Origin of the sequence: Flavobacterium ammonificans, from assembly GCF_020885975.1 — a bacterium.
Lineage (GTDB): Bacteria > Bacteroidota > Bacteroidia > Flavobacteriales > Flavobacteriaceae > Flavobacterium > Flavobacterium ammonificans.
In genome coordinates, this window is sequence record NZ_AP025183.1 from 1,068,619 (window position 1) to 1,092,384 (window position 23,766).

Annotated in this window: 19 protein-coding genes and 1 tRNA gene; 11 read left to right on the forward strand and 9 right to left on the reverse strand. The window is 34.5% G+C overall.

Annotated elements, in window-relative coordinates; translation table 11 throughout:
* Positions 1-36 precede the first annotated feature (36 nt).
* A complete protein-coding gene (locus LPC23_RS04660; protein WP_229331461.1) occupies positions 37-1,275 on the forward strand; it encodes a glycosyltransferase in 1,239 nt (412 codons plus the stop codon).
* Here the strand turns inward: LPC23_RS04660 and LPC23_RS04665 are convergent.
* The 5 genes from LPC23_RS04665 to porV all read right to left on the reverse strand — a co-directional run bounded on the left by LPC23_RS04665 (position 1,272) and on the right by porV (position 7,058).
* A complete protein-coding gene (locus LPC23_RS04665) occupies positions 1,272-2,528 on the reverse strand; it encodes an NAD(P)/FAD-dependent oxidoreductase (protein WP_229331463.1) in 1,257 nt (418 codons plus the stop codon). The two genes, LPC23_RS04660 and LPC23_RS04665, sit on opposite strands and share 4 nt — an antisense overlap.
* Positions 2,529-2,629: 101 nt before the next feature.
* A complete protein-coding gene (locus LPC23_RS04670; RefSeq protein ID WP_229331465.1) occupies positions 2,630-4,222 on the reverse strand; it encodes a pyruvate dehydrogenase complex dihydrolipoamide acetyltransferase in 1,593 nt (530 codons plus the stop codon).
* Positions 4,223-4,228: 6 nt separating this feature from the next.
* Entirely contained in the window at positions 4,229-5,227 is a 999-nt protein-coding gene (gene pdhA, locus LPC23_RS04675; RefSeq protein ID WP_229327010.1) for a pyruvate dehydrogenase (acetyl-transferring) E1 component subunit alpha, read from the reverse strand.
* Between the two features lie 126 nt (positions 5,228-5,353).
* The gene (locus LPC23_RS04680) at positions 5,354-5,836 is read right to left on the reverse strand and encodes a cytidine deaminase (RefSeq protein WP_229331467.1); all 483 of its coding nucleotides are present in this window, start codon (positions 5,834-5,836) and stop codon (positions 5,354-5,356) included.
* A gap of 58 nt (positions 5,837-5,894) precedes the next feature.
* Complete coding sequence (porV, locus tag LPC23_RS04685; protein ID WP_229331468.1) at positions 5,895-7,058, reverse strand: type IX secretion system outer membrane channel protein PorV; 1,164 nt, start codon at positions 7,056-7,058, stop codon at positions 5,895-5,897.
* A 387-nt stretch (positions 7,059-7,445) separates the two neighbouring features.
* On the opposite strand from porV, the gene gldJ reads away from it, so the two are divergent.
* The 6 genes from gldJ (at position 7,446) to LPC23_RS04715 (ending at position 16,080) form a co-directional block, all read left to right on the forward strand.
* Positions 7,446-9,134, forward strand: coding sequence for a gliding motility lipoprotein GldJ (gldJ, locus tag LPC23_RS04690; RefSeq protein ID WP_229331470.1), 1,689 nt, complete (start codon positions 7,446-7,448; stop codon positions 9,132-9,134).
* 63 nt (positions 9,135-9,197) lie between these two features.
* Positions 9,198-10,481 carry a UDP-N-acetylmuramoyl-tripeptide--D-alanyl-D-alanine ligase gene (locus LPC23_RS04695; protein ID WP_229331472.1) on the forward strand — a complete coding sequence of 428 codons (1,284 nt, stop codon included), beginning with the start codon at positions 9,198-9,200 and terminating at the stop codon, positions 10,479-10,481.
* A 32-nt stretch (positions 10,482-10,513) separates the two neighbouring features.
* Positions 10,514-11,278, forward strand: coding sequence for a glycoside hydrolase family 16 protein (locus LPC23_RS04700; protein WP_229331474.1), 765 nt, complete (start codon positions 10,514-10,516; stop codon positions 11,276-11,278).
* A 133-nt stretch (positions 11,279-11,411) separates the two neighbouring features.
* Positions 11,412-12,851: a glycoside hydrolase family 30 protein gene (locus tag LPC23_RS04705; RefSeq protein ID WP_229331476.1), complete on the forward strand. Its 1,440-nt coding sequence runs from the start codon at positions 11,412-11,414 to the stop codon at positions 12,849-12,851.
* An 80-nt stretch (positions 12,852-12,931) separates the two neighbouring features.
* Positions 12,932-15,157, forward strand: a complete 2,226-nt coding sequence (bglX, locus tag LPC23_RS04710; RefSeq protein ID WP_229331479.1) for a beta-glucosidase BglX — start codon at positions 12,932-12,934, stop codon at positions 15,155-15,157.
* Positions 15,158-15,324: 167 nt separating this feature from the next.
* The gene (locus LPC23_RS04715) at positions 15,325-16,080 is read left to right on the forward strand and encodes an NUDIX hydrolase (RefSeq protein ID WP_229331481.1); all 756 of its coding nucleotides are present in this window, start codon (positions 15,325-15,327) and stop codon (positions 16,078-16,080) included.
* 51 nt (positions 16,081-16,131) lie between these two features.
* Here the strand turns inward: LPC23_RS04715 and LPC23_RS04720 are convergent, their stop codons facing one another.
* The 3 genes from LPC23_RS04720 to LPC23_RS04730 form a co-directional block, all read right to left on the reverse strand.
* Positions 16,132-17,868 (reverse strand): alpha-amylase family protein, encoded by a 1,737-nt coding sequence (locus LPC23_RS04720; protein ID WP_229331483.1) that lies wholly within the window; start codon positions 17,866-17,868, stop codon positions 16,132-16,134.
* Positions 17,869-18,046: 178 nt separating this feature from the next.
* Positions 18,047-18,121, reverse strand: a tRNA-Val gene (locus tag LPC23_RS04725).
* Between the two features lie 86 nt (positions 18,122-18,207).
* Positions 18,208-19,428 (reverse strand): bifunctional folylpolyglutamate synthase/dihydrofolate synthase, encoded by a 1,221-nt coding sequence (locus LPC23_RS04730; RefSeq protein ID WP_229331485.1) that lies wholly within the window; start codon positions 19,426-19,428, stop codon positions 18,208-18,210.
* 128 nt (positions 19,429-19,556) lie between these two features.
* Between LPC23_RS04730 and LPC23_RS04735 the strand changes: the two genes are divergently transcribed.
* Positions 19,557-20,252 carry a MotA/TolQ/ExbB proton channel family protein gene (locus LPC23_RS04735; RefSeq protein ID WP_229331487.1) on the forward strand — a complete coding sequence of 232 codons (696 nt, stop codon included), beginning with the start codon at positions 19,557-19,559 and terminating at the stop codon, positions 20,250-20,252.
* Positions 20,253-20,254: 2 nt separating this feature from the next.
* Positions 20,255-20,650 carry an ExbD/TolR family protein gene (locus LPC23_RS04740; RefSeq protein WP_229331489.1) on the forward strand — a complete coding sequence of 132 codons (396 nt, stop codon included), beginning with the start codon at positions 20,255-20,257 and terminating at the stop codon, positions 20,648-20,650.
* A gap of 106 nt (positions 20,651-20,756) precedes the next feature.
* Here LPC23_RS04740 and LPC23_RS04745 read toward each other — a convergent pair whose 3' ends face one another.
* The gene (locus tag LPC23_RS04745) at positions 20,757-21,647 is read right to left on the reverse strand and encodes an energy transducer TonB family protein (RefSeq protein WP_229331492.1); all 891 of its coding nucleotides are present in this window, start codon (positions 21,645-21,647) and stop codon (positions 20,757-20,759) included.
* Positions 21,648-21,830: 183 nt separating this feature from the next.
* Between LPC23_RS04745 and LPC23_RS04750 the strand changes: the two genes are divergently transcribed.
* A complete protein-coding gene (locus LPC23_RS04750; protein WP_229327046.1) occupies positions 21,831-22,973 on the forward strand; it encodes an acyl-CoA dehydrogenase in 1,143 nt (380 codons plus the stop codon).
* 115 nt (positions 22,974-23,088) lie between these two features.
* Complete coding sequence (locus tag LPC23_RS04755) at positions 23,089-23,766, forward strand: SDR family NAD(P)-dependent oxidoreductase (protein WP_229331494.1); 678 nt, start codon at positions 23,089-23,091, stop codon at positions 23,764-23,766.

A 23,766-nucleotide genomic window follows, 5' to 3' on the forward strand; every position in this document is an offset into this window, starting at 1 on the left:
AATTAGTATTATTTTGTATTTCACTTTTAAATTAACATGATTACAAATAAACGACTCTTAATTATTGGTTTTGTTTGGCCTGAGCCTAATTCTTCTGCTGCGGGTGGAAGAATGATGCAGTTGATTTCCTTATTCAAGAAACAGGGCTTTTCCATTACTTTTGTGAGTCCAGCTAAGTATAGTGATTTTATGGTTTCACTTGCTGATTTTAACGTTGATAAGGTGGCGATTGCATTGAATGATTCAAGTTTTGATTTGTTTTTGAAAGAGTTGCAGCCTGATATAGTTTTGTTTGATCGTTTTATGATTGAAGAACAATTTGGTTGGCGCGTTGCCGAGATTTGTCCTGATGCTATTCGGGTTTTGGATACCGAAGATTTACATTGTTTGCGTTTGGCTCGCCAGAATGCTTTTAAAGCTAAACGAACTTTTGAAGTGTCAGATATAGTAATGGAAGAAGTTTCCAAAAGAGAAATTGCCAGCATTTTGCGTTCGGATGTATCTTTGATGGTATCTGAATATGAAATGGAAGTTTTGCAAACCGTTTTTAAAATTAACCCATCGCTTTTGTATTATTTACCTTTATTGGTTGAATCGGTTGATTTGAATCCTTTACCCTTTGGCGAAAGACAACACTTTGTATTTATTGGAAATTTTCTTCATGAACCGAACTGGAATTCCGTTCAATATTTGAATGAAACGATTTGGCCACTAATTAGAAAACAGCTTCCCACTGCAGTGTTGGATATTTATGGTGCGTATCCTACTCAGAAGGTTTTCCAATTGCATAATGATAAGCAAGGTTTTCTAATTAAAGGGAGAGCAGAAAGTGCTAAAGAAGTTATTTCAAATGCCCGAGTAGTATTGGCACCACTTCGCTTTGGAGCTGGAATTAAAGGTAAATTATTGGATGCAATGGAATATGGAACGCCTTCGGTTACAACTTCTATTGGTGCGGAATCGATGCGTGCTGATTTAGATTGGAATGGAAGTATTGAAGATGATCCGCAACAATTTGCTAATGCAACAGTACAATTGTATCAAGATGAAATTAGTTGGAAACAAAGTCAGCAAAATGGTTTTGAAATACTTAAGAAAAGGTATTTGAGAGAGTTGTTTGAAGATGAGTTTGCCGATAAATTGTCTTTTTTGAAATCGAATTTGGATAAGCACAGGAAAAATAATTTCTTAGGTCAAATGTTGTATCATCACAGCATGCAGAGTACAAAATACATGTCACGTTGGATTGAAGAAAAAAATAAAAAAGTAGTCTAATTTTTTATGTTAGTTTGGCTAGCAATTAATTCGGCTACCAATCGTCCAGATTTCATTGCTGCATTAATTGAACCATTCATTAAGTGATCACCACAAATAAATAAATTTTCATTGATTTGTAGTTCAGAATTAGAAATTTCATTGCTAACTGTATCTTGGTTGGGCAAGGCGTAATTAATTCGGTAGGTTTTTAAAAGCTTCCAATCATCCACTTGTTTTTCATACCATTGCTTCAGTTCAGCTTTCATATTTTCTGCTAAACTTGCATCGTCAATTTCAGGAATTCCATTGTAAGAAACAGACAGAAGTACTTTGCCTTTAGGCGCGTATTCATTTGAAACATTAGACATCACTGTTAGGTTGTTTGCCCATTTTTTATTTGAAGCAGCATTTAAGACTACAATTGCTTTTGAATTGGGTGCAATTTTAGCTTCAAAATACACATTAGTAACTTGATGGAATTGTTGTTTTTGTTTTTTGATATAGTTTGCGGCTATACTAATTGCCTCAGTAGCAATTATAATTTTATCTGTTTGGAAAACAGCACCATTTTCACAGTGTATCGTGTTGTCCACAATTGACGTCACTTTGTGATGGCAATATATCGAGTTTTCGGGTAACATTGCTGCAAGTTGTTTTGGTATTTCTTCCATACCAAGTTCAGGAATCGCTGCATCGCCAGTAGAAAATAATTTCATAACAAAGTCATACATATTACTAGATGTCTTTAACTCATTTTCTAAAAAAATTCCAGAGAAGAAGGGTTTGTAAAAACGATCAATCATTTTTTGACTGAAGCCATATTTTTTTAGCTGGGAATTAGTATCTGTTTCAGCTTGCTTAAATATATCCGAATTGGAAATTCGTATTAATTTATTCTTTAGTAGAAATGTATTGAATTTATCTTTTAGCGATCCAACTGGCGCAAATAAAGTTGAGAATAATGCACTTGGTCTTCTAAATGGGTCGGCAATATCGAATTGACCTCCGTCATAAAGTATCGTTGCTCCTGGTAAAAACCGCTTCAAATTCAATTTGTTATAATCTAAAAGTGCTTTTGTTTCAGGATAATCGGTTAATAAAACTTGAAACCCTCTATCGAGTTTAAAACCCTCAATACAATCCGTTTTAATTCTTCCGCCCACACGGTCTGTTGCTTCTAGAATTTGAACTTTATAATTTTTTTGATGTAAATAAACGGCTGCTGTTAAGCCTGAAATCCCCCCGCCAATAATCGTAATAGTTGGTTTCATTTTTTTAAATTTGACTTTAAAATTACTAAATCTATTGTTTTAAAAACAAAAAAAATCCCGTTTTGAGAAATCAAAACGGGATAAAGTATTTTAACTCATAATTATGCCAGCATAGTAACTGGATTTTCAATGAATTGTTTTAATGTTTGTAAAAACTGAGCGCCTGTAGCTCCGTCAATAGTACGGTGGTCGCAAGCTAACGATAACATCATTGTATTCCCTACAACAATCTGTCCGTTTTTAACTACTGGTTTTTCTACAATAGCTCCTACAGAAAGAATAGCCGAGTTAGGTTGGTTGATAATTGAATTAAATTCGGTAATACCAAACATACCTAGGTTAGATACTGTAAATGTACTTCCTTCCATTTCGTTAGGAAGTAATTTTTTGTTTTTAGCTCTTCCAGCTAAATCTCTTACACTTGTTCCAATTTGAGATAAACTCATAGCATCTGTAAATCGCAATACAGGAACTACTAATCCGTCTTCAACAGCTACTGCTACACCAATATTTACGTGATGATTGATGACAATAGCGTCTTCTCTCCATTGCGAATTAATAATTGGGTGTTTTTTCAATGCAGTTGCACACGCTTTAATAACCATATCATTAAATGAAACTTTGGTATCAGGAACACTATTAATAGCAGCTCTTGATTTCATAGCTTCATCCATTGATACTTCAATAGATAAATTGTAGTGTGGTGCTGTAAATAAGGATTCAGCCAAACGTTTCGCAATGATTTTACGCATTTGCGAATTTTTAATTTCTTCTGTGAAAACTTCTCCGGCAGGAACGTATACTTTTGGTGCTTCTGTTTTAGCAGTTTCTTGCGGATGAGCGTTGTTAACTGTTGAATTATTTGCAGAAGGTGTGAAGTTTTCAACATCACTTTTTACAATACGTCCGTTTTCACCTGAGCCTTTCACTTGTGATAGTTGTATTCCTTTCTCATTTGCAATTTTCTTTGCTAATGGTGAAGCCAAAATACGGTGTCCGTCTGTTACTGCATCTTGCGTAATTGGCGCTGCTTTTTCAGCTGGTACAACAGTAGTCTCTACCGCGGCAGGAGTTGTAGCTCCTCCAACTTTAAAATTATCAGCCACTCCGCTAATATCTGTCCCAGCTGGGCCGATGATAGCTAAAAGACTATCTACAGCTGCAGTATTTCCTTCTTGTATTCCAATATATAATAGAGTTCCAGCATTAAATGACTCGAATTCCATAGTAGCCTTGTCTGTTTCAATTTCGGCAAGAATATCTCCTTCACTTACTTTATCACCCACTTTCTTCAACCAAGTAGCAACTGTTCCTTCCGTCATCGTATCGCTTAAACGCGGCATCGTTACTACAATTACCCCTTCAGGTAGTTTTGCTGTTGTAGCTTCTGCTTTTGTTTCCACTACTGGAGTTGTCGGCGTAGCGCCGCTAGCTAATAAAGCAGTAATATCTTCTCCTTCATTACCAATGATTGCTAATAAAGAATCTACTGGTGCAGTTTCTCCTGCTTGAATACCAATATGTAAAAGCGTTCCGGAATTAAATGATTCAAATTCCATTGTAGCTTTATCAGTTTCGATTTCGGCTAAAATATCCCCTTCATTAATTTTGTCGCCTACTTTTTTAAGCCAAGTAGCCACAGTTCCTTCTGTCATAGTATCGCTCAAACGCGGCATTGTTACTAATGTAGCCATAATTGATTATAATTTGTGAGGTAAAAATGGATAATTTTCTTGTTCGTACACAACATCGTACAGTTGTTGAATTTCCGGATAAGGAGATTCTTCTGCAAATTTTGCGCATTCTTCTACTAAATCTTTCACTCTCTGATCTATAGTTTCAATTTCTTTGTCAGAAGCATATTTTTCAGCTTTAATAACGTCAAGAATTTGAGTAATAGGGTCTATTTTTTTATATTCTTCTACTTCATCTTTAGAACGATATAATTGTGCATCAGACATTGAATGACCTCTATAGCGGTACGTTTTCATTTCTAAGAACGTTGGACCATCTCCACGACGCGCTCTTTCAATAGCTTCAGTCATTGCTTCGGCTACTTTTACTGGATTCATTCCGTCAACAGGTCCGCAAGGCATTTCATATCCTAAACCTAGTTTCCAAATATCGGTATGATTAGCTGTTCTTTCAACAGATGTTCCCATAGCATAACCGTTATTTTCAACGATGAACACTACAGGCAATTTCCATAACATAGCCATGTTGAAAGCTTCATGAAGAGATCCTTGACGAGCCGCTCCATCTCCGAAGTAAGTTAATGTTACTCCTCCTGTTTCAAAATATTTATCTGCAAAAGCTAATCCTGCTCCTACAGGGATTTGACCACCAACAATTCCGTGACCACCATAAAATCGATGCTCTTTTGAGAAAATGTGCATCGAACCGCCCATACCTTTGGATGTTCCTGTTACTTTCCCTAAAAGTTCAGCCATAACGGCTTTAGGATCAACCCCCATTCCAATAGGTTGTACGTGGTTTCGATAGGCTGTAATCATCTTGTCTTTGGATAAATCCATTGCATGAAGTGCTCCGGCTAAAACAGCTTCTTGTCCATTGTACAAGTGAAGAAAACCTCTAACTTTTTGTTGAATGTAAAGTGCTGCAAGTTTGTCCTCAAACTTTCTCCAAAGCAGCATGTCTTCGTACCACTTTAAATAAACTTCTTTTGTAACTTCTTTCATTTTAATAATGTTGTGTTAACAATTCTATCTATTAACGCAAAATAGTTTCCTCACACAAATTTGCGAAATGCAAAAATAAGACATTCCAACTTAGCACTAAAATTAATAGGCTACTTTTTAAATAATTTACAAGAAGTTTTTGTCAAAAAGCAGGGGAAGTAAATTTTTTAATGAATCTGATTTATAAATAGAACCAATTTCTCCCATAAAATATATTTCAATAGGTGTGTTTTGTTTTATTTCATATTCAGCAATTGATTGGCGACATGATCCACATGGTGGTATAGGTGCGCTTGTAGTTGAATTTCCTGATGCTGCAGAAATGGCAATTTTTATAATTTTAGCTTCAGGATAAAGAGTTCCTGCTTGGTATATTGCTACTCTTTCTGCGCAAAGTCCTGAAGGATAAGCCGCATTTTCTTGATTTGAACCTAAAATAATTTTACCGTTGTCCAATAACAATGCGGTTCCAACTTTGAAATTTGAGTAGGGTGCGTATGCTTTTTTTCGAATAGCTATAGCTTCTTGCATCAAATTTTGAATAATTTCAGGTAATTCTTGAATGGATTCAAAAACATCGAAATCAGTGGTAATTGATATTTTTTTCATTTTTGTTTGTTGAAAAAATTCAAACTAATATAATAATTCATTTAGTAAATGTAGCGAATTAATTGGAACCGTAATTATCACCAAAATTAAACGTTAATGAAAAACGCAGCGTATTTTCTAAAGGGTTTCTGACTTTAGATGCCGAAAACAAATAGGAAACATCAATTTTAGCAGAAGTATATTTGAATCCTGCACCCAATGAAAAATAGCGACGAGCTCCTTTGGTCGGACTTTCGTTAAAATAGCCTAAACGCATAGCGAAAGCATCTTTGTAAACATATTCAGTACCTAAAGCGTATGTGATTTCTTTAATTTCTTCGCTAAATCCATCTGGTGCATCTCCAAAAGATTGAAATAAGCCGGACACCCAACCTATGGTTCTATAATTATTAAAATTTTGATTGTTTTCTTGCCCCGTTATAATGCCGTCATTATTTAAGTCTGCATTTTGAGGGGTTGGTACCAACAATTTATTAAGTTCAAGATTTATCGCAATTTTATTGTCTTCATCCAAAATAAAGTCAAAACCAGAACCTATTTTTAAATTAGCAGGTAAAAAATTAGTATTAAACTCATCATTATCATAGCTGATTTTAGGGCCTAAATTTTGAATATTAAAACCTGCTCTCCATATTCCATTAAAATTGGTATATGCTTTTTCTTCTGACTGATAATATCCTGAGATATCAACAGCAAATGAGTTCGCTGCAGAGGCATCAGTATTCTCATTTGGAATTCTAAGATTTGATCGAATGTATCTTCCAGCTACAGCCATAGAAAAAGTTTTGCTGAGTTGTAATGAATAAGAACCATCAAGAGCAAGTTCATTTGGTGTTACAATCCTTGGTTGATCATTCGCATCGTTTCGAAGTTCAATATTACCCAAACCGAAGAAACGTAAACTTCCAGCCCAAGCACTTCGTTCGGTTATTTTATTGTAATATGTTATTTGTCCTAATGAAATATCATTAACCAAATCTGTTAAATAAGGCGTATAGCTAACTGAGAATCCTTTTTGTTCGTTAGCAAAAGCAAATTTTGCGGGATTCCATTGTTGGGAAAATGCATCTGGAGAAGTTGCAACACCAATGTCTGCCATTCCAGCGGCTCTTGCGTCGGCTGCAACCATTAAAAAAGGCACGGCAGTTGTAATGACTCTTTGCTGGCCTTGAAGCAGAATGCTTGAAAGAAATAAAATAGTGTAAAGAATATTTTTATGCATTTTTATCATTGTTTGTTATGCAAAAGTAAAGATTAATCGATTGTTTCTTATACAAGGTATTAATTTATTCAACTTAAATAACATCAAAAAGTTAGTTTTTCAATTTGAAATCAAAATTACTACTTACTATTTGAGATAAATAGTTAAAACAATCTTTTTTTGACTTTATTGTGCTAAAATATTTTTTAGTCTTAGTTTATCTTATTTAGTTGGATTTATGGGCAAAAATGCAATTGAAAGTTAAATATTAATAATAAAAATTATAAATTTGCGTTTTATTTTTGTCAGTAAGTACTTAAAACCTATTTTTGAACTTTAATCAACATTAAAAACGTTGCAATTATTTGTTTTGAGAGATCAAAGACAAAGTTATTTTATAAAATAAATATGAAAGTGAACAAAAGCAATTTTTTACAACTAGTACTTTCTTTGATGATTATCATTAGTGTTTCTAGTTGTAGTAAAAAATCTTCAAGCTCAAGAAAAGGTTCTTCACAGGCCACGGGTTGGAATGTAAATAATAAGAAAGGTGGTTTTAAGCAGGCTGGCGAACAAGAAGCTGGGCCAGGCTTAGTTTTTGTTGAGGGAGGTACCTTTACCATGGGAAAAGTTCAAGATGACGTCATGCATGATTGGAATAATTCTCCTAATCAACAACACGTCCAATCTTTTTATATGGATGAAACAGAGGTTACTAACTTCATGTATCTAGAGTATTTACAATGGTTAAAAAATGTTTTTCCTCCAACAGAAGAAAATTATAGAGCAATATATGAGGGCGCTTTACCAGATACTTTGGTTTGGAGAAATAGATTAGGCTATAGTGAAAACATGTCTAATAATTATTTGAGACATCCTGCCTATTCAAATTACCCTGTAGTTGGAGTTAATTGGATTCAAGCGAACGAATTTAGTAAATGGAGAACTGATCGAGTTAATGAGGCATTATTAGAGCGAAATGGATATTTAAAAAAAGATGCTAAGACCTTAGATGTTACAGCTGAAAACTCATTTAACACAGAAACCTATCTTAATGCCCCAACTGCAACTTATGGAGGAGATGATAAAATCGTTCTTAAAGGTAGAAAAGGTTCAGCAGCGAAAGGTTCTAAAACTACAAAAGATGGAAAAGTAATTGAGCCAAAAAACATTTATGTTCAACGTTCATCAGGCTTGCTTTTGCCAGAATATAGACTACCAACTGAATCGGAGTGGGAGTATGCCGCTGCCGCTGATGTTGGTCAAAGAGAATACAATATTTATAAAGGACAAAAAAAATACCCATGGTCGGGACAGTACACGCGTTCAAATAAACGTACAACTAGAGGAGATCAATTAGCCAACTTTAAACAAGGTAATGGTGATTACGGAGGTTTAGCAGGTTGGTCTGACGACGGTGCGGATATTACTAATGAAGTTAAAAAATACCCTGCAAATGATTTTGGATTGTATGATATGGCTGGAAATGTAGCAGAATGGGTTGCTGATGTATACAGACCGATAGTTGATAATGAATTTAATGATTTTAATTACTTTAGAGGAAATCAATATACCAAAAACAAAATAGGTAAAGATGGGAAGGCTGAAATTGTTACTAAATCAACAATGAAATATGATACTTTAAGTAATGGTAAATTAATTGCAAGATCTTTTCCTGGTCAACTAGTTCAAGTTCCTGTAGACGAAAATGAAACTTATCTTAGACAAAATTTTGATAGAAGTAATAATTTAAACTACAGAGATGGTGATCAACAGTCTTCTAAAGATTTTAAATTTGGATCATCGGAATCAAATAAAGATATTAAAAACATGTACAATTCTCCTAAACACAATGTTACCATTGATAGTTTAGGCAAAATGGTTAGAAAATTTGACAAGTCAAATAAAAGAACCACATTAGTAAATGACAATGTTAGAGTTTATAAGGGAGGGTCTTGGAAAGACAGAGCCTATTGGTTAGACCCAGCACAAAGGCGTTATTTTCCTCAGGATATGGCTACAGATTATATTGGATTTAGATGTGCTATGTCAAGAGTTGGTTCAAAATCACAAAATAAAAAAAGACCTAGAAATTAGTTTTTATTTCATTCTAACAAAAAGCCCTTTTTAGGGCTTTTTGTTTATAAAATTTTCAGCATTATGGATATTGCAAAAATTCATGAATTATTTTTAAAATGTACATCAGTTTCAATTGATACTCGAAAAATTCAGCAGAATTCTTTCTTTGTGGCAATTAAAGGAGATAATTTTGACGCAAATACTTTTGCCAAAGAAGCGCTAGAAAAAGGAGCGTCTTATGTCGTAATTGATAACCCCGATTATTGTATTGATCAAAGAACTATTTTGGTTAACGACAGTCTAAAAACACTTCAGGAATTAGCACAGTATCATAGGAATTTTTTAAAACTTCCAATAATTGCTTTGACAGGTAGTAATGGTAAAACAACTACAAAAGAGTTAATTCACGTCGTTCTTTCTTCAAAATATAGGACCAAAGCAACTGTTGGTAATTTAAATAATCACATTGGGGTTCCGCTAACTTTACTCTCATTCAGTACAGACACTGAAATTGGAATTGTAGAAATGGGGGCTAATCATAAGAAAGAAATTGAATTTCTTTGTGAATTGGCTCAGCCTGATTATGGCTATGTCACTAATTTTGGCAAAGCTCATCTAGAAGGTTTTGGCGGTGTTGAAGGTGTTATTGAAGGTAAAAGTGAAATGTATCACTTTTTATCAGATAAAAATAAGTTAGCGTTTGTGAATTTAGAAGATCCGATTCAAGTTGAGAAAACAAATTCTTTACAGCATTATAGTTTTGGAATCAATAAATCGGAAGCTAATGTTTCTATTTCAGAAGTTACTGCGAATCCATTTGTAACTGTTGGATTTGAAAATTTAAAAATCGTATCGCATTTAATTGGATTGTATAATGCAAATAATATTAATGCAGCGATAGCTATTGGAAGTTATTTTAAAATCGATAAAGAAGCAATTAAAATAGCATTAGAAGGATATATTCCTGAAAATAATCGATCACAATTAGTTACTAAAGAGACGAATCAAATCATATTAGATGCTTACAATGCCAATCCAAGTAGTATGGCAGTCGCAATAGATAATTTTAAACAATTGGATAAGTCAAACAAAATCGCAATTTTAGGAGATATGTTTGAATTAGGTGTCGAAAGCCTTCAGGAACACAAACAACTTGTAAATTCTTTATCAAATCAAAAAGATATTATTTGTCATTTTGTTGGACCTGATTTTTTTGCTAATTCTATAACTGGAGAAAATTTATTTTTTCATAAAGATTTTACAGATTTAGTGTCTTACATGCAAATTCATCCAATAGACAAATCCACAATTTTAATTAAAGGGTCACGAGGCATGGCATTAGAACGTACTTTAGATTATTTATAATATTTTTTACTTTTCAAATCAACAATTCATTTATGAAATTTAGCATTTTAGTCACTCTTGCTTGTTTAGTTTCATTAAGTTTATTTGCACAGACTAATCAGTTGAAGGATTTGATTTGGGCTGATGAGTTTAATGTGAATGGAGCTCCAGATGCAACAAAATGGGCGTATGACATTGGAACAGGTGATTGGGGTTGGGGTAATAATGAATCACAGTTTTATACCAATAGAGCCGAAAATGTAAAAGTTGAAGGCGGAGTTTTAAAAATCACCTCAAGAAAGGATACTTTCAACGGAAGTAATTATACTTCAGCAAGAATTAAAACTCAAGGCAAATTTTCGTTCAAATACGGAAGAGTCGAAATTAAAGCAAAACTTCCATCAGGAGCTGGAACTTGGCCAGCTTTATGGTTGTTAGGTAATAACATCACTACAGCGGGATGGCCAGCTTGTGGAGAAATTGATATAATGGAACATGTAGGGAATGTGCCTAATAAAATTCATGGAACCTTTCATTATCCAAATTTTTCTTGTGGTAACGCTGTTTCTAGAACTATTGATATTACTAACGCTTCCTCTGAATTTCATATTTACACTTTAGATTGGAGAGCGGATACTATCAAATTCTACGTAGATGGTACTTTATTTCATACATTTAATAATAGTGCTTCTTTACCATTTAATCAGAATTTTTTCTTGATTGTTAATAGTGCAATGGGAGGAAATTTTGGGGGAACAATCGACCCTAATTTTGTATCGTCTACTTTTGAGATTGATTATATAAGAGTTTACAACTAATTTATTTATTTTTCGTAGTGCAAAACTACTTGCGATTAGGTAATTAAACAGGTTAGAGTTGTCATTAGGTTTTTTTGCTGTATAATAACTTTATAGGATTGCGTAAATTAATTCATTGATTAAAATAATAAATATGTTTCTATTTTCAATATTCAGTTGGATTGTAATGTTCTTTAATGGGTCACTATATACTGATGCTTTTTCGTTTTCGAATAGCTCATTTCAATATCCTGTGATTGAAAATAAAGTTGATTTTTGGGTTACAAATGGAAATAGAAGTATTTATTTACAAAAGCAAAATGGTATTTTGACCTTTCAAAGTGGAAAATCAGAAAGCGCTAATATACAAGTTGACGATTCTCATACTTACCAGACTATAGACGGATTTGGTTACACATTAACAGGAGGGAGTGCACAAAGTATCAACAAATTAAATTCTCAAAAGCGAAAAGAATTACTTCAAGAATTATTCGGTAATAATGAGAATTCCATCAAGATAAGTTATTTGCGAATTAGTATTGGTGCATCTGATTTGAATGCTACGCCTTTTACTTATAATGACTTACCTGCTGGACAAACGGACGTTAGTTTATGTCAATTTAGTTTATTGCCCGATAAGGATGATCTAATTCCAATGCTAAAAGAAATTATAGCAATTAATCCTCATATTAAGATTTTAGCCACCCCATGGTCCCCACCAACTTGGATGAAAAATAATAATAGTTTCATTGGCGGAAGTCTAAAGCCTGAGTATTACGGGGTATATGCAGCTTATTTTGTCAAGTATATTCAAAAAATGAAAGATGAGGGTATTTCTATTTCGGCAATTACTCCACAAAATGAACCTTTACATCCCGGAAACAATCCAAGTATGTTTATGTCAGCAGAACAACAAGCTAGTTTTATTAAAGAATATCTAGGTCCGGCTTTTGTTACCGCTAATCTATCTACCAAAATAATTATTTACGATCACAATTGTGATAGACCTGATTATCCTATGTCAATTTTAAAGGATCCTATTGCCAATGCTTTTATTGACGGTTCAGCTTTTCATTTATATGCTGGTGATATAAGTGCTTTAACGACTGTTCATGATGCTTATCCTAATAAAAATTTATATTTCACTGAGCAATACACAGGAACTTCAGGAACTTTTGTAGGTGATTTAAAATGGCATATGAAAAATGTAATTATTGGCTCGATGCGCAATTGGAGTAAAGTGGCTTTGGAATGGAATTTAGCTAATGATGCTAATTTTGGTCCACATACGCTTGGAGGATGTACAACCTGTAAAGGAGCAATTACAATTAATAGTTCAGATAGTTATGAGCGTAATGTGAGTTATTATATTATAGCACATGTTTCAAAATTTGTTCCTCCGGGTTCCGTTCGTATTGCATCTACTCAAAAAGGCAATATAAATTCGATTGCATTTAAAACACCAGCAGGAAAAAAAGTGCTAATTTTGGAAAATGATGGAGATGCCAATGAAAAATGCACAATTGAATTCAATCAAAAATTATTTTCAACTTCCCTTGATGGAGGGTCTGTAGCTACTTTTATTTGGAATTAATTATGCTATCGTCTAAATCAAATACCAAACAATCTTAACGCAATATACACTAACAAAAACATAAATATAATTCAACACAAATGAAAAAAACGACTATTCTTGGATTATTATTAGTATCCTTTCTAGGCTTTTCACAACAGAAAACAATTGACCAAAGAGTAGAGGCTTTGCTTAAGCAAATGACTTTGGAAGAAAAAATAGGTCAGCTGAATCAATATACAGGCAACAATCAGGCTACAGGTCCAATTACGATTAATCCTAATAAAGAAGCTGAAATCAAAGGTGGTTTGATTGGATCGATGCTAAATGTGATTGGAACAAAATATACCCGTCAATATCAAGAATTAGCCATGCAATCGCGATTGAAAATTCCATTGTTGTTTGGTCAAGACGTAATACATGGATACAAAACTACGTTTCCAATTCCTTTAGCCGAAGCGGCAAGTTGGGATATAGAAGCTATTGAGTTGGGTGCGCGAATTGCAGCTGTTGAAGCATCGGCTAGTGGAATTCACTGGACTTTTGCACCTATGGTTGATATTTCTCGTGATCCAAGATGGGGACGTGTAATGGAAGGTGCTGGTGAGGATACCTATTTAGGATCTAAAATTGCTTTTGCTAGAGTGAAAGGATTTCAAGGAAACTTAGGCGATGTGAATTCGGTGATGGCTTGTGTGAAACATTTTGTTGGTTATGGTGCTGCTGTTGGAGGAAGAGATTATAATTCAGTAGATATGAGTGATAGAATGTTGTGGGAAACTTATTTGCCTCCATTCAAAGCCGCTTTGGATGCGGGTGCTGCAACGTTTATGAATTCATTTAACGATTTGAATGGTGTGCCAGCTACGGGGAATAAATTTTTGCAACGCGACATCTTAAAAGGCAAATGGAATTTTCAAGGATTTGTGGTTTCCGACTGGGGTTCAATTGGCGAAATGGTCAATCACGGGAATGTAAAAGACAATAAAGAAGCCGCACAGTTAGCTATTACAGCTGGAAGCGATATGGATATGGAAAGTAATGCGTATCGTTATAATTTGGCGCAATTAGTTCAAGAAGGTAAAGTTGATGTAGCTTTGATTGATGATGCAGTAAAGCGTATTCTTCGTAAAAAATTTGAGTTGGGGTTATTTGAAGATCCTTATAAATATTCCAATCCAAAGCGTGAGGCTAAAGAATTAAATAATCCGTTGCACCGAAAAATCGCACGTGATATGGCAGCAAAAAGTATTGTTTTGTTGAAAAATGAAAAACAGCTTTTGCCTTTGTCTAAAGACGTAAAAAAGATTGCTTTTATTGGGCCATTAGTAAAGGAGCATAAAGAAAATATGGGATTTTGGGCAGTGGAATTACCTGAATTAGATTATACTAAAGAAGTGGTTTCGCAATGGCAAGGTTTACAAAATAAAGTTGGGAAGAACACACAGCTATTGTATGCTAAAGGATGTGAAATTGAAGGAAATAATAGAGACGGTTTTGCAGAAGCTGTTGCTGTTGCCAATCAAGCAGATGTGGTGATTGTAAGTATTGGAGAAAGAGGCAATATGAGTGGTGAAGCCAAAAGCCGAAGCAATATTCATATTCCTGGAGTTCAGGAAGAATTGGTGCAAGCGCTTCAAGCAACTGGGAAACCAGTAGTAGTTTTAATTAACGCTGGGCGCCCACTTGTATTTAATCAAACTGCAGATACTGCTCAAACTATCTTGTACACATGGTGGTTAGGAACTGAGGCAGGTAATGCTATAGCGGATGTGCTTTTCGGAGATTATAATCCGTCGGGTAAATTGCCAATGACTTTTCCAAGAGAGGAAGGACAGTTACCAATTTATTACAATCACTTCAACACTGGAAGACCTGCTCCAAATGAGACAGCTTTCAATTATGTTTCAGCTTATACCGACCTGAAGAATAGTCCAAAGTTTGCTTTTGGACACGGTTTAAGTTATACTACTTTTAATTACTCTGATTTGAAATTGTCAAAAAATAAAATTAAGGATACGGAAACTATAGAAGTTAGTTTTCAGTTAACCAATGGAGGGAAATTTGCAGGGAATGAGGTGGTACAATTGTATTTAAGAGACAAAGTAGGGTCGGTAGTTAGACCAATTATTGAGTTGAAAGATTTTCAAAAAGTTTATTTGAATACAGGGGAAACCAAAACCATTCAGTTTACAATTGACAAAGAAAAATTAGCATTCTACAATGAAAAATTAGAGTGGAATACAGAAGCTGGTGATTTTGATTTGATGATCGGAACCTCATCATCCGATATTCGTTTAAAAGCGGGTTTTGAATTAGTAAAATGATTTTAATAGTCTACTTTTAAAGAGAGTACTATTGTATAGTGTACAAAGGGATGTTAATTTTTAAACATCCCTTTGTGTTTTATGATTATTTATAAATTTTGTCCGTTTGGGTTTATATAGTATATTCGTTGCACCCAAAAACAGACAACAAAACTAAAATTAATTCCATGTTAAAAGAGGTTATAGCTAACAAAGAAAATTACCAACCTGGTTTATCTACGGATTGTGTTATTTTTGGTTTTCATGATAACCAATTGAAAGTCTTGTTAATCAAAACAAAATACTCCGAGGATTGGGCTTTACCTGGAGGGTTTGTTCGCGTCGATGAAAGTATTGACGAAGGAGCGGTAAATGTCTTGCAAAGAAGAACTGGTTTAAAAGGAATTTTTCTACGCCAGTTTGCGACTTTTGGTAAAGTGAATCGAAATCCGATAGCGTTTAGTCAAAAAGTAGTCAATTTTTTTGGTATTCCCAAAGAAGAAGCGCTATGGTATCAAAGACGTTTTGTAACTATAGGGTATTATGCGTTAGTCGATTTTTTACAAGCCGTTCCGCAACCGGAAGGAAATAGTGAAGTAGTGGAATGGATTGATATTAATTCCATTCCTTCTTTGATTTTAGATCACAAAGAAATTTTTGACAAAGCGCTCGAAACTCTTCGAATGGAATTGAATCTAGTTCCTGTGGGCTATAATTTATTACCTGAAAAATTTACGATTCCTCAATTACAAAAATTATACGAAACTATTTTAGGTAGAAAACTAGACCGTCGTAATTTTCTAAGGAAAATAACTTCGATAGGTATTTTAAACAAGTTAGACGAAAAGAAAAGTAATGTTGCACACAAAGCACCTAACTTATATTCTTTTGACAAAGAACGATACGAAACGGTTTTAAATAATGGTTTGCACCAAGGTTGGTAAAATAAATCTTTTAATAAAAAAGGCTTGTCTAATAAGACAAGCCTTTTTTATTTATAATGTTTTCACTTCACCCGATTCTGTATATTGAATCGAAAATTCGTGTGTGGTTAGATTTGCTTTCAATTGTGCCAATTCGTCTCCGTTTCTCCAAATTAAGTTCAATTCGTTTTCAGCAGCTTGACCAAATTCTAAAGTTCCTGAGAAGGCTTTACATGTGTTACGCAAACGCAACATATCCAATTGTTTTAGGACTACTTCTTTTTTTAATCCTTCTTGAATAGCTTCTATACTTAAGGTGGTTCGGTTGATTTCCTTATGACCGTCTTTTCCTGCTTTTTCAACTCCATCATAATCATTCTTCCCCGCAAAAATATCCAAATACCAGATTTGAGGAATTCCAGGCATAAAAAGTTGGATTGCTCTAGCTAAGGCTAATTTTTGTTCGCTTTCACCCAAAGCACTAAAGTAAGTCGCGTTAACTTGGTAGTATGAGATTTTTTTACCATCCGCACCATATAAGTTTTTTACCAATCCGCCGCGTTCGATAATGAGGTTCATCAAGTCTTCGATTTCGTCGTCTTCCAACAATCCTTTCTGGTACACGCCATCCACTTCTTTTCCTTTCAAATCTAGAACAGGAATTCCATCGTGGCAACCCAACATGTTTACTGTTTTTAAACCTTTGGTAATTATATCCTTTGCCCAAGTCACAATTGCTTTGTTTGATCCTTTTTCAATGGCATGAATACACAAACCGGGTAAGAAGAAATCATAAATAGCATAACCTTCCTTGGCTACTTCTTCGTGTAAATGCAAACCGTATTCAGCATGGATTTCCGGTAATAACTCTAAATTATTTCTTTTGGCAATTTCATTGATTCGTGCCAGATAATCCCAAGTTCCAGGCTTGTTGAAGAAATTGCTTTCCCCAATAGCTTTGTGCAAATACGCAAAAGCATCCAAACGCAAAATCTGTCCGCCGTAACTCGCTACTTTTGCCAAAACATCTTCATAAAACTCCCAAACCAAAGGCGAATTAGCGTTTACGTCCATCTGGCCTAAGTATTCTCTTTTGTTGTTTACAATTTTTAGTACTTCCGAATTTAGTTGAACATTTAAACCTAAATCAATAGTTTGAATATCCTGGTTCTCCTCAATAGCACGGTTTATTGTTTCACTAATCACACTAGCTTGATCAGTTGTAATTTCAGTTAGCGATTGTAGATCGGATACCGTTATTTTTTGAAGGGTTACTTTTTGATAAAAAGTGTTCCAATACGGGCGTTCTTGGCCGTCAGGGAAAACAATATTTAAAATGGGCAATCCTGATTTTCGCATGAACAATTTGTCCAAATACTCTTTGTTTGGAATAATGACGCCATCTTCTCCAAGTGTTCCGTTGCCTTTCCAAAATTCATTCCAGTCAATGAAGAAGTCTTTGAATTTGGATTGATCTCCTTTGGCAATTAAATCTTTAAATTGGGGAGAGGCTACTGATAAGTGATTTAAAACAATGTCAAATTTCAGTTGAATATTTAATGCTTTCAAAGCTTCAATATCTTGTTTTGAAACTAATTCTTCATTGATATTATAATTAACAATAGAAAACCCTCGATCTAAGTCACTATTAAAAAAAGTGGGCAGCACATAAAAAAGAGAAAAAGTATCCTTGAATTCGGGTAGTTGCAGCATGCTGACAATATCCTTTAGATTTTTTCCAATACTATCAGGATAAGCATTTAACATTACGCCGTTAGCGATGCTTTTAGGAGTTGCGTTTGATGACATTGTCTAGTGAAATTAGTTGTGTGTTGTTTAGCATTAAGAATTTTGATGATTTGCTCTGTTCGACGTCAAAGTTAATAATAAAAAGTGCGAACTTAAAGTCGTGAATTTGATTTACTGTAAAATGAGTAATTAGAGTTCATAAAAAAACTCCTTAATTTCTTAAGGAGTTTTAATGTCGTGGGCGATGAGGGGTTCGAACCCCCGACCCCCTCGGTGTAAACGAGGTGCTCTGAACCAGCTGAGCTAATCGCCCGATTGCAATTCGTAAATTTTCATTCCCTTATTGCGAGTGCAAATATACAGCTGTTTTTTGTATTTGCAAGAAAAAAAGTAAAAAAATTATAAAATTTCTGCAACTACAAAAGTGCTTCCGCCCACATAAATAAAATCGGTAGGTTGTGCATTTTGCTTGGCTTTGGCGTAAGCCGCTGAAACAGAATTGTATATTTTTCCGTTGAGTCCAAATTGAGCTGCTTTTTGTGCTAAAATAGTAGCTTCAAGTCCGCGTGGAATATTGGGCTTGCAAAAATAATATTCTGCTTTTTTTGGAAATAAAGGCAATACTTCGTCCAAATCTTTGTCATTAACTACTCCTAAAACAAAATGAAGTTGATCAAAAGATTCCTTTTTAATTTGGTTTAAAACAATAGTAAGCCCTTGTGTATTGTGTGCTGTATCGCAAATTGTTTTTGGCAATTCGTTCAATTGTTGCCATCTCCCTTGTAGGCCAGTGTTTTTAACTACTTGAGATAATCCTGTTTTCCAATGCGCTTCATTTGTTTGGAAAGCTGTGTGTTGATTTAAAACGGTAAGGGTTTGAATTACTGTTTTTTTATTATGAACTTGGTAATCGCCAATCAAGTCGGATAAGTACTCTGTTGTAATCAAATCGGATGCAAAGTAAAGGTTGCTTTTATTTTCTTTGGCTTTAGCCAAAAAAACAGGCTGGGTTTCAGTTGTAAATTCTCCAATAACAACAGGAATATTTGATTTAATAATTCCGGCTTTTTCAGATGCAATTGCTGCTAAAGTGTTTCCCAAGAATTGGGTGTGGTCTAAACCAATATTGGTAATCACTGAAACGAGAGGCGTTATAATATTAGTAGCATCCAATCGCCCACCCATACCTACTTCAATGACAGCAATGTCTATTTTTTCTTTGGCAAAATAATCGAAAGCCAATCCAACGCTCATTTCAAAGAAACTCATATCGTTGGCTTCAAAAAACGATTGATGTTGGTTCACAAAATCACAAACAAAGTCTTCAGGAATCATTACACCATTAATCTTGATGCGTTCCCTAAAGTCTTTTAAATGGGGTGAGGTGTACAAACCTACTTTGTATCCTGCTTCTTGAAGAGCAGAAGCCAACATATGTGAACAAGAGCCTTTGCCGTTTGTGCCGGCTACGTGAATGCATTGTAACTTTTTCTCAGGATGCCCCAAGTAATCCATTAGTATATGAACGTTGGTTAGATCTTTTTTATAGGCAGAAGCTCCTTGCAATTGGTACATCGGGAGTTGATTAAAGAGCCAATCTAAAGTTTCTTGATAGGTCATTTGTTGAGAAAATTATCTTTGTTAAAAATATTTTTCGATTTTTTTAGTTTACTATTGCATCGAAAAGTATCTTTATTGCAAATTTCAAACAAATTTTAGAATTAAAGCTCAAAAAACAAGAATAATATATGTTTAGTTTACTACAATTACAATCGGACACCCTCGCTAATACTGCCACTAATGTGGTGGTTGAAAAAATCGCTACCAATACTGAAATCTCTGTATTGGAGTTTATATTTAAAGGAGGTTTCTTTTTGATTCCAATCGCTATTTTATTGTTTTACACTATTTATGTAATAATTGAACGTTACTTATATATTAGTAGAGCATCTGTTATTGATAGTCGTTTGATGGCTGATGTTCGTGATCAATTGCATTTAGGAAATTTAGATTTAGCGAGAAGCATTGTCGAAAGAAGTAATTCGGCATCTGGCAATATATTGAAAGAAGGAATTTTGGTAATAGGAAGACCTATTGCAGAAATTGAATCGAATATGGATCGTGCTGCTGATATCGAAATTGCACAAATGGAAAGTAAATTAGGACATTTAGGTTTAATTGCTGGGATTGCCCCAACATTGGGATTTATTGGAACTATTTCGGGTGTAATTAAGATTTTTTATAGTATTTCGGTAACTGAGAATATTAGTATCGGAAATATTTCAGGAGGTTTGTATGAGAAAATGATTAGTAGTGGTTCTGGATTAGTTGTTGGTATCATTGCTTATAGTGCCTATCACTTATTGAATGGTAAAATTGATAATTTTGCCTTGAAAATTCAGAAACAAATTTTAGAATTTGTCAATATTATTCAAAAAGCATAAGTATGTCTATTAAACGCAAAAGAAGATTTCATGCTGAAGTGGCGACCTCGTCACTGAGTGATATTATGTTTTTTTTATTGTTGTTTTTTCTAATCATTTCTACACTAGCCAATCCTAATGTAATTAAAATGACGTTGCCGAAAGCACAAGCGAACGAAAAGACGAACAAACAATTCATTAGTTTATCTGTTACAGAAGATAAGCAGTTTTACATCGATAAAGAGCTGGTTACTTTTGAGGCATTAGAGAGTACACTTATGTATAAGATGAATGCTCAAAAAGACCAAACGGTTGTGGTGCGAATCCCATTTAATTTACAAGTACAAGATTTAGTGGATGTATTACAAATTGGAGTTAGAAACAATTTAAAATTTGTAATTGCTACGAGTCCTAAGTAGAAGTTTTGTCATTCCGAATTTATTTCGGAATCTAAAATAAAATATAAATCAATTATTTTAAGAAACTGAATCAAGTTCAGTTTGACAGAGTAGGGTTTTAAAAGCGTCAATTCAAATTGAAATTGTAAACAATTTTTCCGACTTGTTTTTCAGGCGCATCACTACTAGCATCCCATTTGGTATTCATTGCGGCCAATTTGGCTTGATCTAGCAAACATTTGGCAGTATTTGTTGTCCCCTTAATTCCTGCTATTGCGCTGATGGTTCTTCCGGTTCTATCAACTGAAACTTCTACAACTACTTTCCCCTCCTCATTACAGGTGTATTTAGGTGCCGGTTTTGATATTGCTTTTCGGTTACCTAAAGAATAACCTCCGCCAATTCCATTGCCTGAACCACCGCCCGAACCTGCTCCGTATCCGCTTCCATTGCCTATTCCGTTTCCAGTTCCATTACCACCACCAGTTCCGCCACCGGAACCACCATTGCCATAATAACTAGTGGCCGTTAAACTACCATTAGACTTTCCTTTATTACCAGCAGTTTTGTCGTCTCCGTCACCTCCCTTGTTTGATCCTTTTAATAGACTTGATAAGGCATCATTAGTAGTGTTAGCGATTTTGGGTTTTACTACTTCAGGTTTTGCTTCGTCTTTAACGACAGTTGGTTTTTTCTCCGTTTTTTCTTTTTTCGGAATCACAACGCTTTCTTCAGTACTATTTTCTTGGGAAATAATTGCTTCCTCTGAACTAGTAGTTGTTGGAGTTTCTTTTGTTCGATTCTGAACTTCTAGTACTTCACTTTCAAAATTACTACCCGAACCCAAATCACTGTCTCCAAAATTAACAGAAACACCACCGCCTCCACCACCAGTAAGCTCTGCCAAATTAGAAGGTGGCCAAAATCGGATAAAAAATAAAATCAACAACATGGCTGCATAAATTAGCAACGAAAATGCTAATGACTTTTTTTGATCTGTCGAAGGAGTAAAACCCATGTATTTTGCTTATTTTTAATACGGTATTCAAATAACGTCGAAATGTACTAAAAATTGTCAAGAGTGAAAAGGAAAAGTTGCACTTTTGACTGCTATTTTTTTAAACTAAAATATGATAATTACGTATTAAAAAGTATCTTTGACTGATTATTTAATAATTTAAACTATTAATTTTAACCTTATATGGATTTTAATTTAACAGAAGAGCATAAAATGATTCAGCAAGCAGCAAGAGATTTTGCTCAAAATGAATTATTAGCTGGCGTAATTGAGCGTGACGAAAATCAAATTTTCCCTGCGGATCAAATAAAGAAGATGGGTGAGTTGGGATTTATGGGAATGATGGTAGATCCTGAATACGGTGGAAGCGGATTAGATACTATTTCTTATGTATTAGCTATGGAAGAAATTTCCAAAGTTGATGCTTCAGCTTCAGTGGTGATGTCTGTCAACAATTCTTTGGTTTGTTGGGGCTTGCAAACTTATGGAACTGAAGAACAAAAACGAGAATGGTTACCTAAACTAGCTTCAGGAGAAATTCATGGTGCTTTTTGTTTGAGTGAACCAGAAGCAGGAAGTGATGCAACCTCGCAAAAAACTACTGCTATAGATATGGGAGATCATTATTTGGTTAACGGTACAAAAAATTGGATCACTAATGGAAATTCCGCTTCATTTTATATCGTAATTGCACAAACAGATATTGACAAAAAGAGTAGAGGAATCAATGCCTTAATTATGACCAAAGATATGCCAGGGTTTTCTATTGGGCCGAAAGAGCAAAAAATGGGAATCAGAGGATCAGATACACATTCATTGATGTTCTCAGATGTTAAAGTACCCAAAGCGAATCGTATTGGTGAAGATGGTTTTGGATTTAAGTTTGCTATGAAAACATTGGCTGGTGGTCGTATTGGAATTGCTGCACAAGCTTTAGGAATTGCTTCAGGTGCCTATGAATTAGCTTTAAAATATTCGAAAGAACGTAAGGCTTTCGGAACTGAAATTTGCAATCACCAAGCGATAGCATTTAAACTTGCTGATATGGCAGTTGCTATCGAAGCCGCTCGACACTTATGCATCAAAGCCGCTTGGGATAAAGATAACCATCATAATTACGATGTAAGTGGTGCTATGGCTAAATTATATGCTTCACAAGTTGCTATGGATACCGCAATAGAAGCGGTTCAAATTCATGGCGGAAATGGATATGTAAAAGAATACCACGTAGAACGAATGATGCGTGATGCAAAAATTACGCAAATTTATGAAGGGACTTCTGAAATTCAGAAAATTGTAATTTCAAGAGCCGTTTTGGCAGATTAATTTTTATTCAAAATTTACTAAGGTTCTTATTCTTGTTTTTAAAGAATAAAAACCTTTTTTTATTTTTATTAAATAAAGAGATTTATTTGAGTTTGATTTTGTTTATTTTCGCTTTATGAAAAATATTATTGTAACCGGAACGAGTAGGGGTATAGGTTTAGAATTAGCATTACAATTTGCTTCAAAAGGGCATCATGTTTTAGCACTTTCTAGAACAATTCCTCAAACTCTTTTAGGTAATAAAAACATCAGTTGCTTATCAGTTGATTTAGCCATTGAATCAGACTTACAAAAAGTATCCGATTATATTTCCTCAACATGGAAACAGGTAGACGCTATTGTACACAACGCAGGGAGTTTGTTATTAAAACCTTTTTCAGAAACTTCACAGGCTGATTTTGAAAGTATTTACAAAGTAAATGTTTTTGGCGTAGCCAATTTGACTCGTGTAGCATTGCCTTATTTACAAAAAGGAAGTCATGTCGTTACGATTAGTTCGATGGGTGGAATACAAGGAAGTTTAAAATTCCCTGGTTTAGCTGCTTACAGTTCGAGTAAAGGTGCTGTCATCACACTTTCTGAATTGTTAGCCGAAGAATACAAAGAACAAGGAATTGCATTTAACGTTTTGGCACTTGGAGCAGTTCAAACCGAAATGTTAGAAGAAGCGTTTCCAGGCTATCCGGCTCCAATTTCTGCAGCTAATATGGCTCAATACATTGTGGATTTTACAATTAATGGAAATCAATATTACAATGGAAAAGTGTTGGAAGTTTCATCTACAAATCCTTAA

Excerpts from the sequence above, each read along its gene's own strand:
- LPC23_RS04660 (WP_229331461.1), top strand. The coding sequence starts at position 37 with ATGATTACAAATAAACGACTCTTAATTATTGGTTTTGTTTGGCCTGAG.
- LPC23_RS04665 (WP_229331463.1), bottom strand. The coding sequence starts at position 2,528 with ATGAAACCAACTATTACGATTATTGGCGGGGGGATTTCAGGCTTAACA.
- LPC23_RS04670 (WP_229331465.1), bottom strand. The coding sequence starts at position 4,222 with ATGGCTACATTAGTAACAATGCCGCGTTTGAGCGATACTATGACAGAA.
- pdhA (WP_229327010.1), bottom strand. The coding sequence starts at position 5,227 with ATGAAAGAAGTTACAAAAGAAGTTTATTTAAAGTGGTACGAAGACATG.
- LPC23_RS04680 (WP_229331467.1), bottom strand. The coding sequence starts at position 5,836 with ATGAAAAAAATATCAATTACCACTGATTTCGATGTTTTTGAATCCATT.
- porV (WP_229331468.1), bottom strand. The coding sequence starts at position 7,058 with ATGCATAAAAATATTCTTTACACTATTTTATTTCTTTCAAGCATTCTG.
- gldJ (WP_229331470.1), top strand. The coding sequence starts at position 7,446 with ATGAAAGTGAACAAAAGCAATTTTTTACAACTAGTACTTTCTTTGATG.
- LPC23_RS04695 (WP_229331472.1), top strand. The coding sequence starts at position 9,198 with ATGGATATTGCAAAAATTCATGAATTATTTTTAAAATGTACATCAGTT.
- LPC23_RS04700 (WP_229331474.1), top strand. The coding sequence starts at position 10,514 with ATGAAATTTAGCATTTTAGTCACTCTTGCTTGTTTAGTTTCATTAAGT.
- LPC23_RS04705 (WP_229331476.1), top strand. The coding sequence starts at position 11,412 with ATGTTTCTATTTTCAATATTCAGTTGGATTGTAATGTTCTTTAATGGG.
- bglX (WP_229331479.1), top strand. The coding sequence starts at position 12,932 with ATGAAAAAAACGACTATTCTTGGATTATTATTAGTATCCTTTCTAGGC.
- LPC23_RS04715 (WP_229331481.1), top strand. The coding sequence starts at position 15,325 with ATGTTAAAAGAGGTTATAGCTAACAAAGAAAATTACCAACCTGGTTTA.
- LPC23_RS04720 (WP_229331483.1), bottom strand. The coding sequence starts at position 17,868 with ATGTCATCAAACGCAACTCCTAAAAGCATCGCTAACGGCGTAATGTTA.
- LPC23_RS04730 (WP_229331485.1), bottom strand. The coding sequence starts at position 19,428 with ATGACCTATCAAGAAACTTTAGATTGGCTCTTTAATCAACTCCCGATG.
- LPC23_RS04735 (WP_229331487.1), top strand. The coding sequence starts at position 19,557 with ATGTTTAGTTTACTACAATTACAATCGGACACCCTCGCTAATACTGCC.
- LPC23_RS04740 (WP_229331489.1), top strand. The coding sequence starts at position 20,255 with ATGTCTATTAAACGCAAAAGAAGATTTCATGCTGAAGTGGCGACCTCG.
- LPC23_RS04745 (WP_229331492.1), bottom strand. The coding sequence starts at position 21,647 with ATGGGTTTTACTCCTTCGACAGATCAAAAAAAGTCATTAGCATTTTCG.
- LPC23_RS04750 (WP_229327046.1), top strand. The coding sequence starts at position 21,831 with ATGGATTTTAATTTAACAGAAGAGCATAAAATGATTCAGCAAGCAGCA.
- LPC23_RS04755 (WP_229331494.1), top strand. The coding sequence starts at position 23,089 with ATGAAAAATATTATTGTAACCGGAACGAGTAGGGGTATAGGTTTAGAA.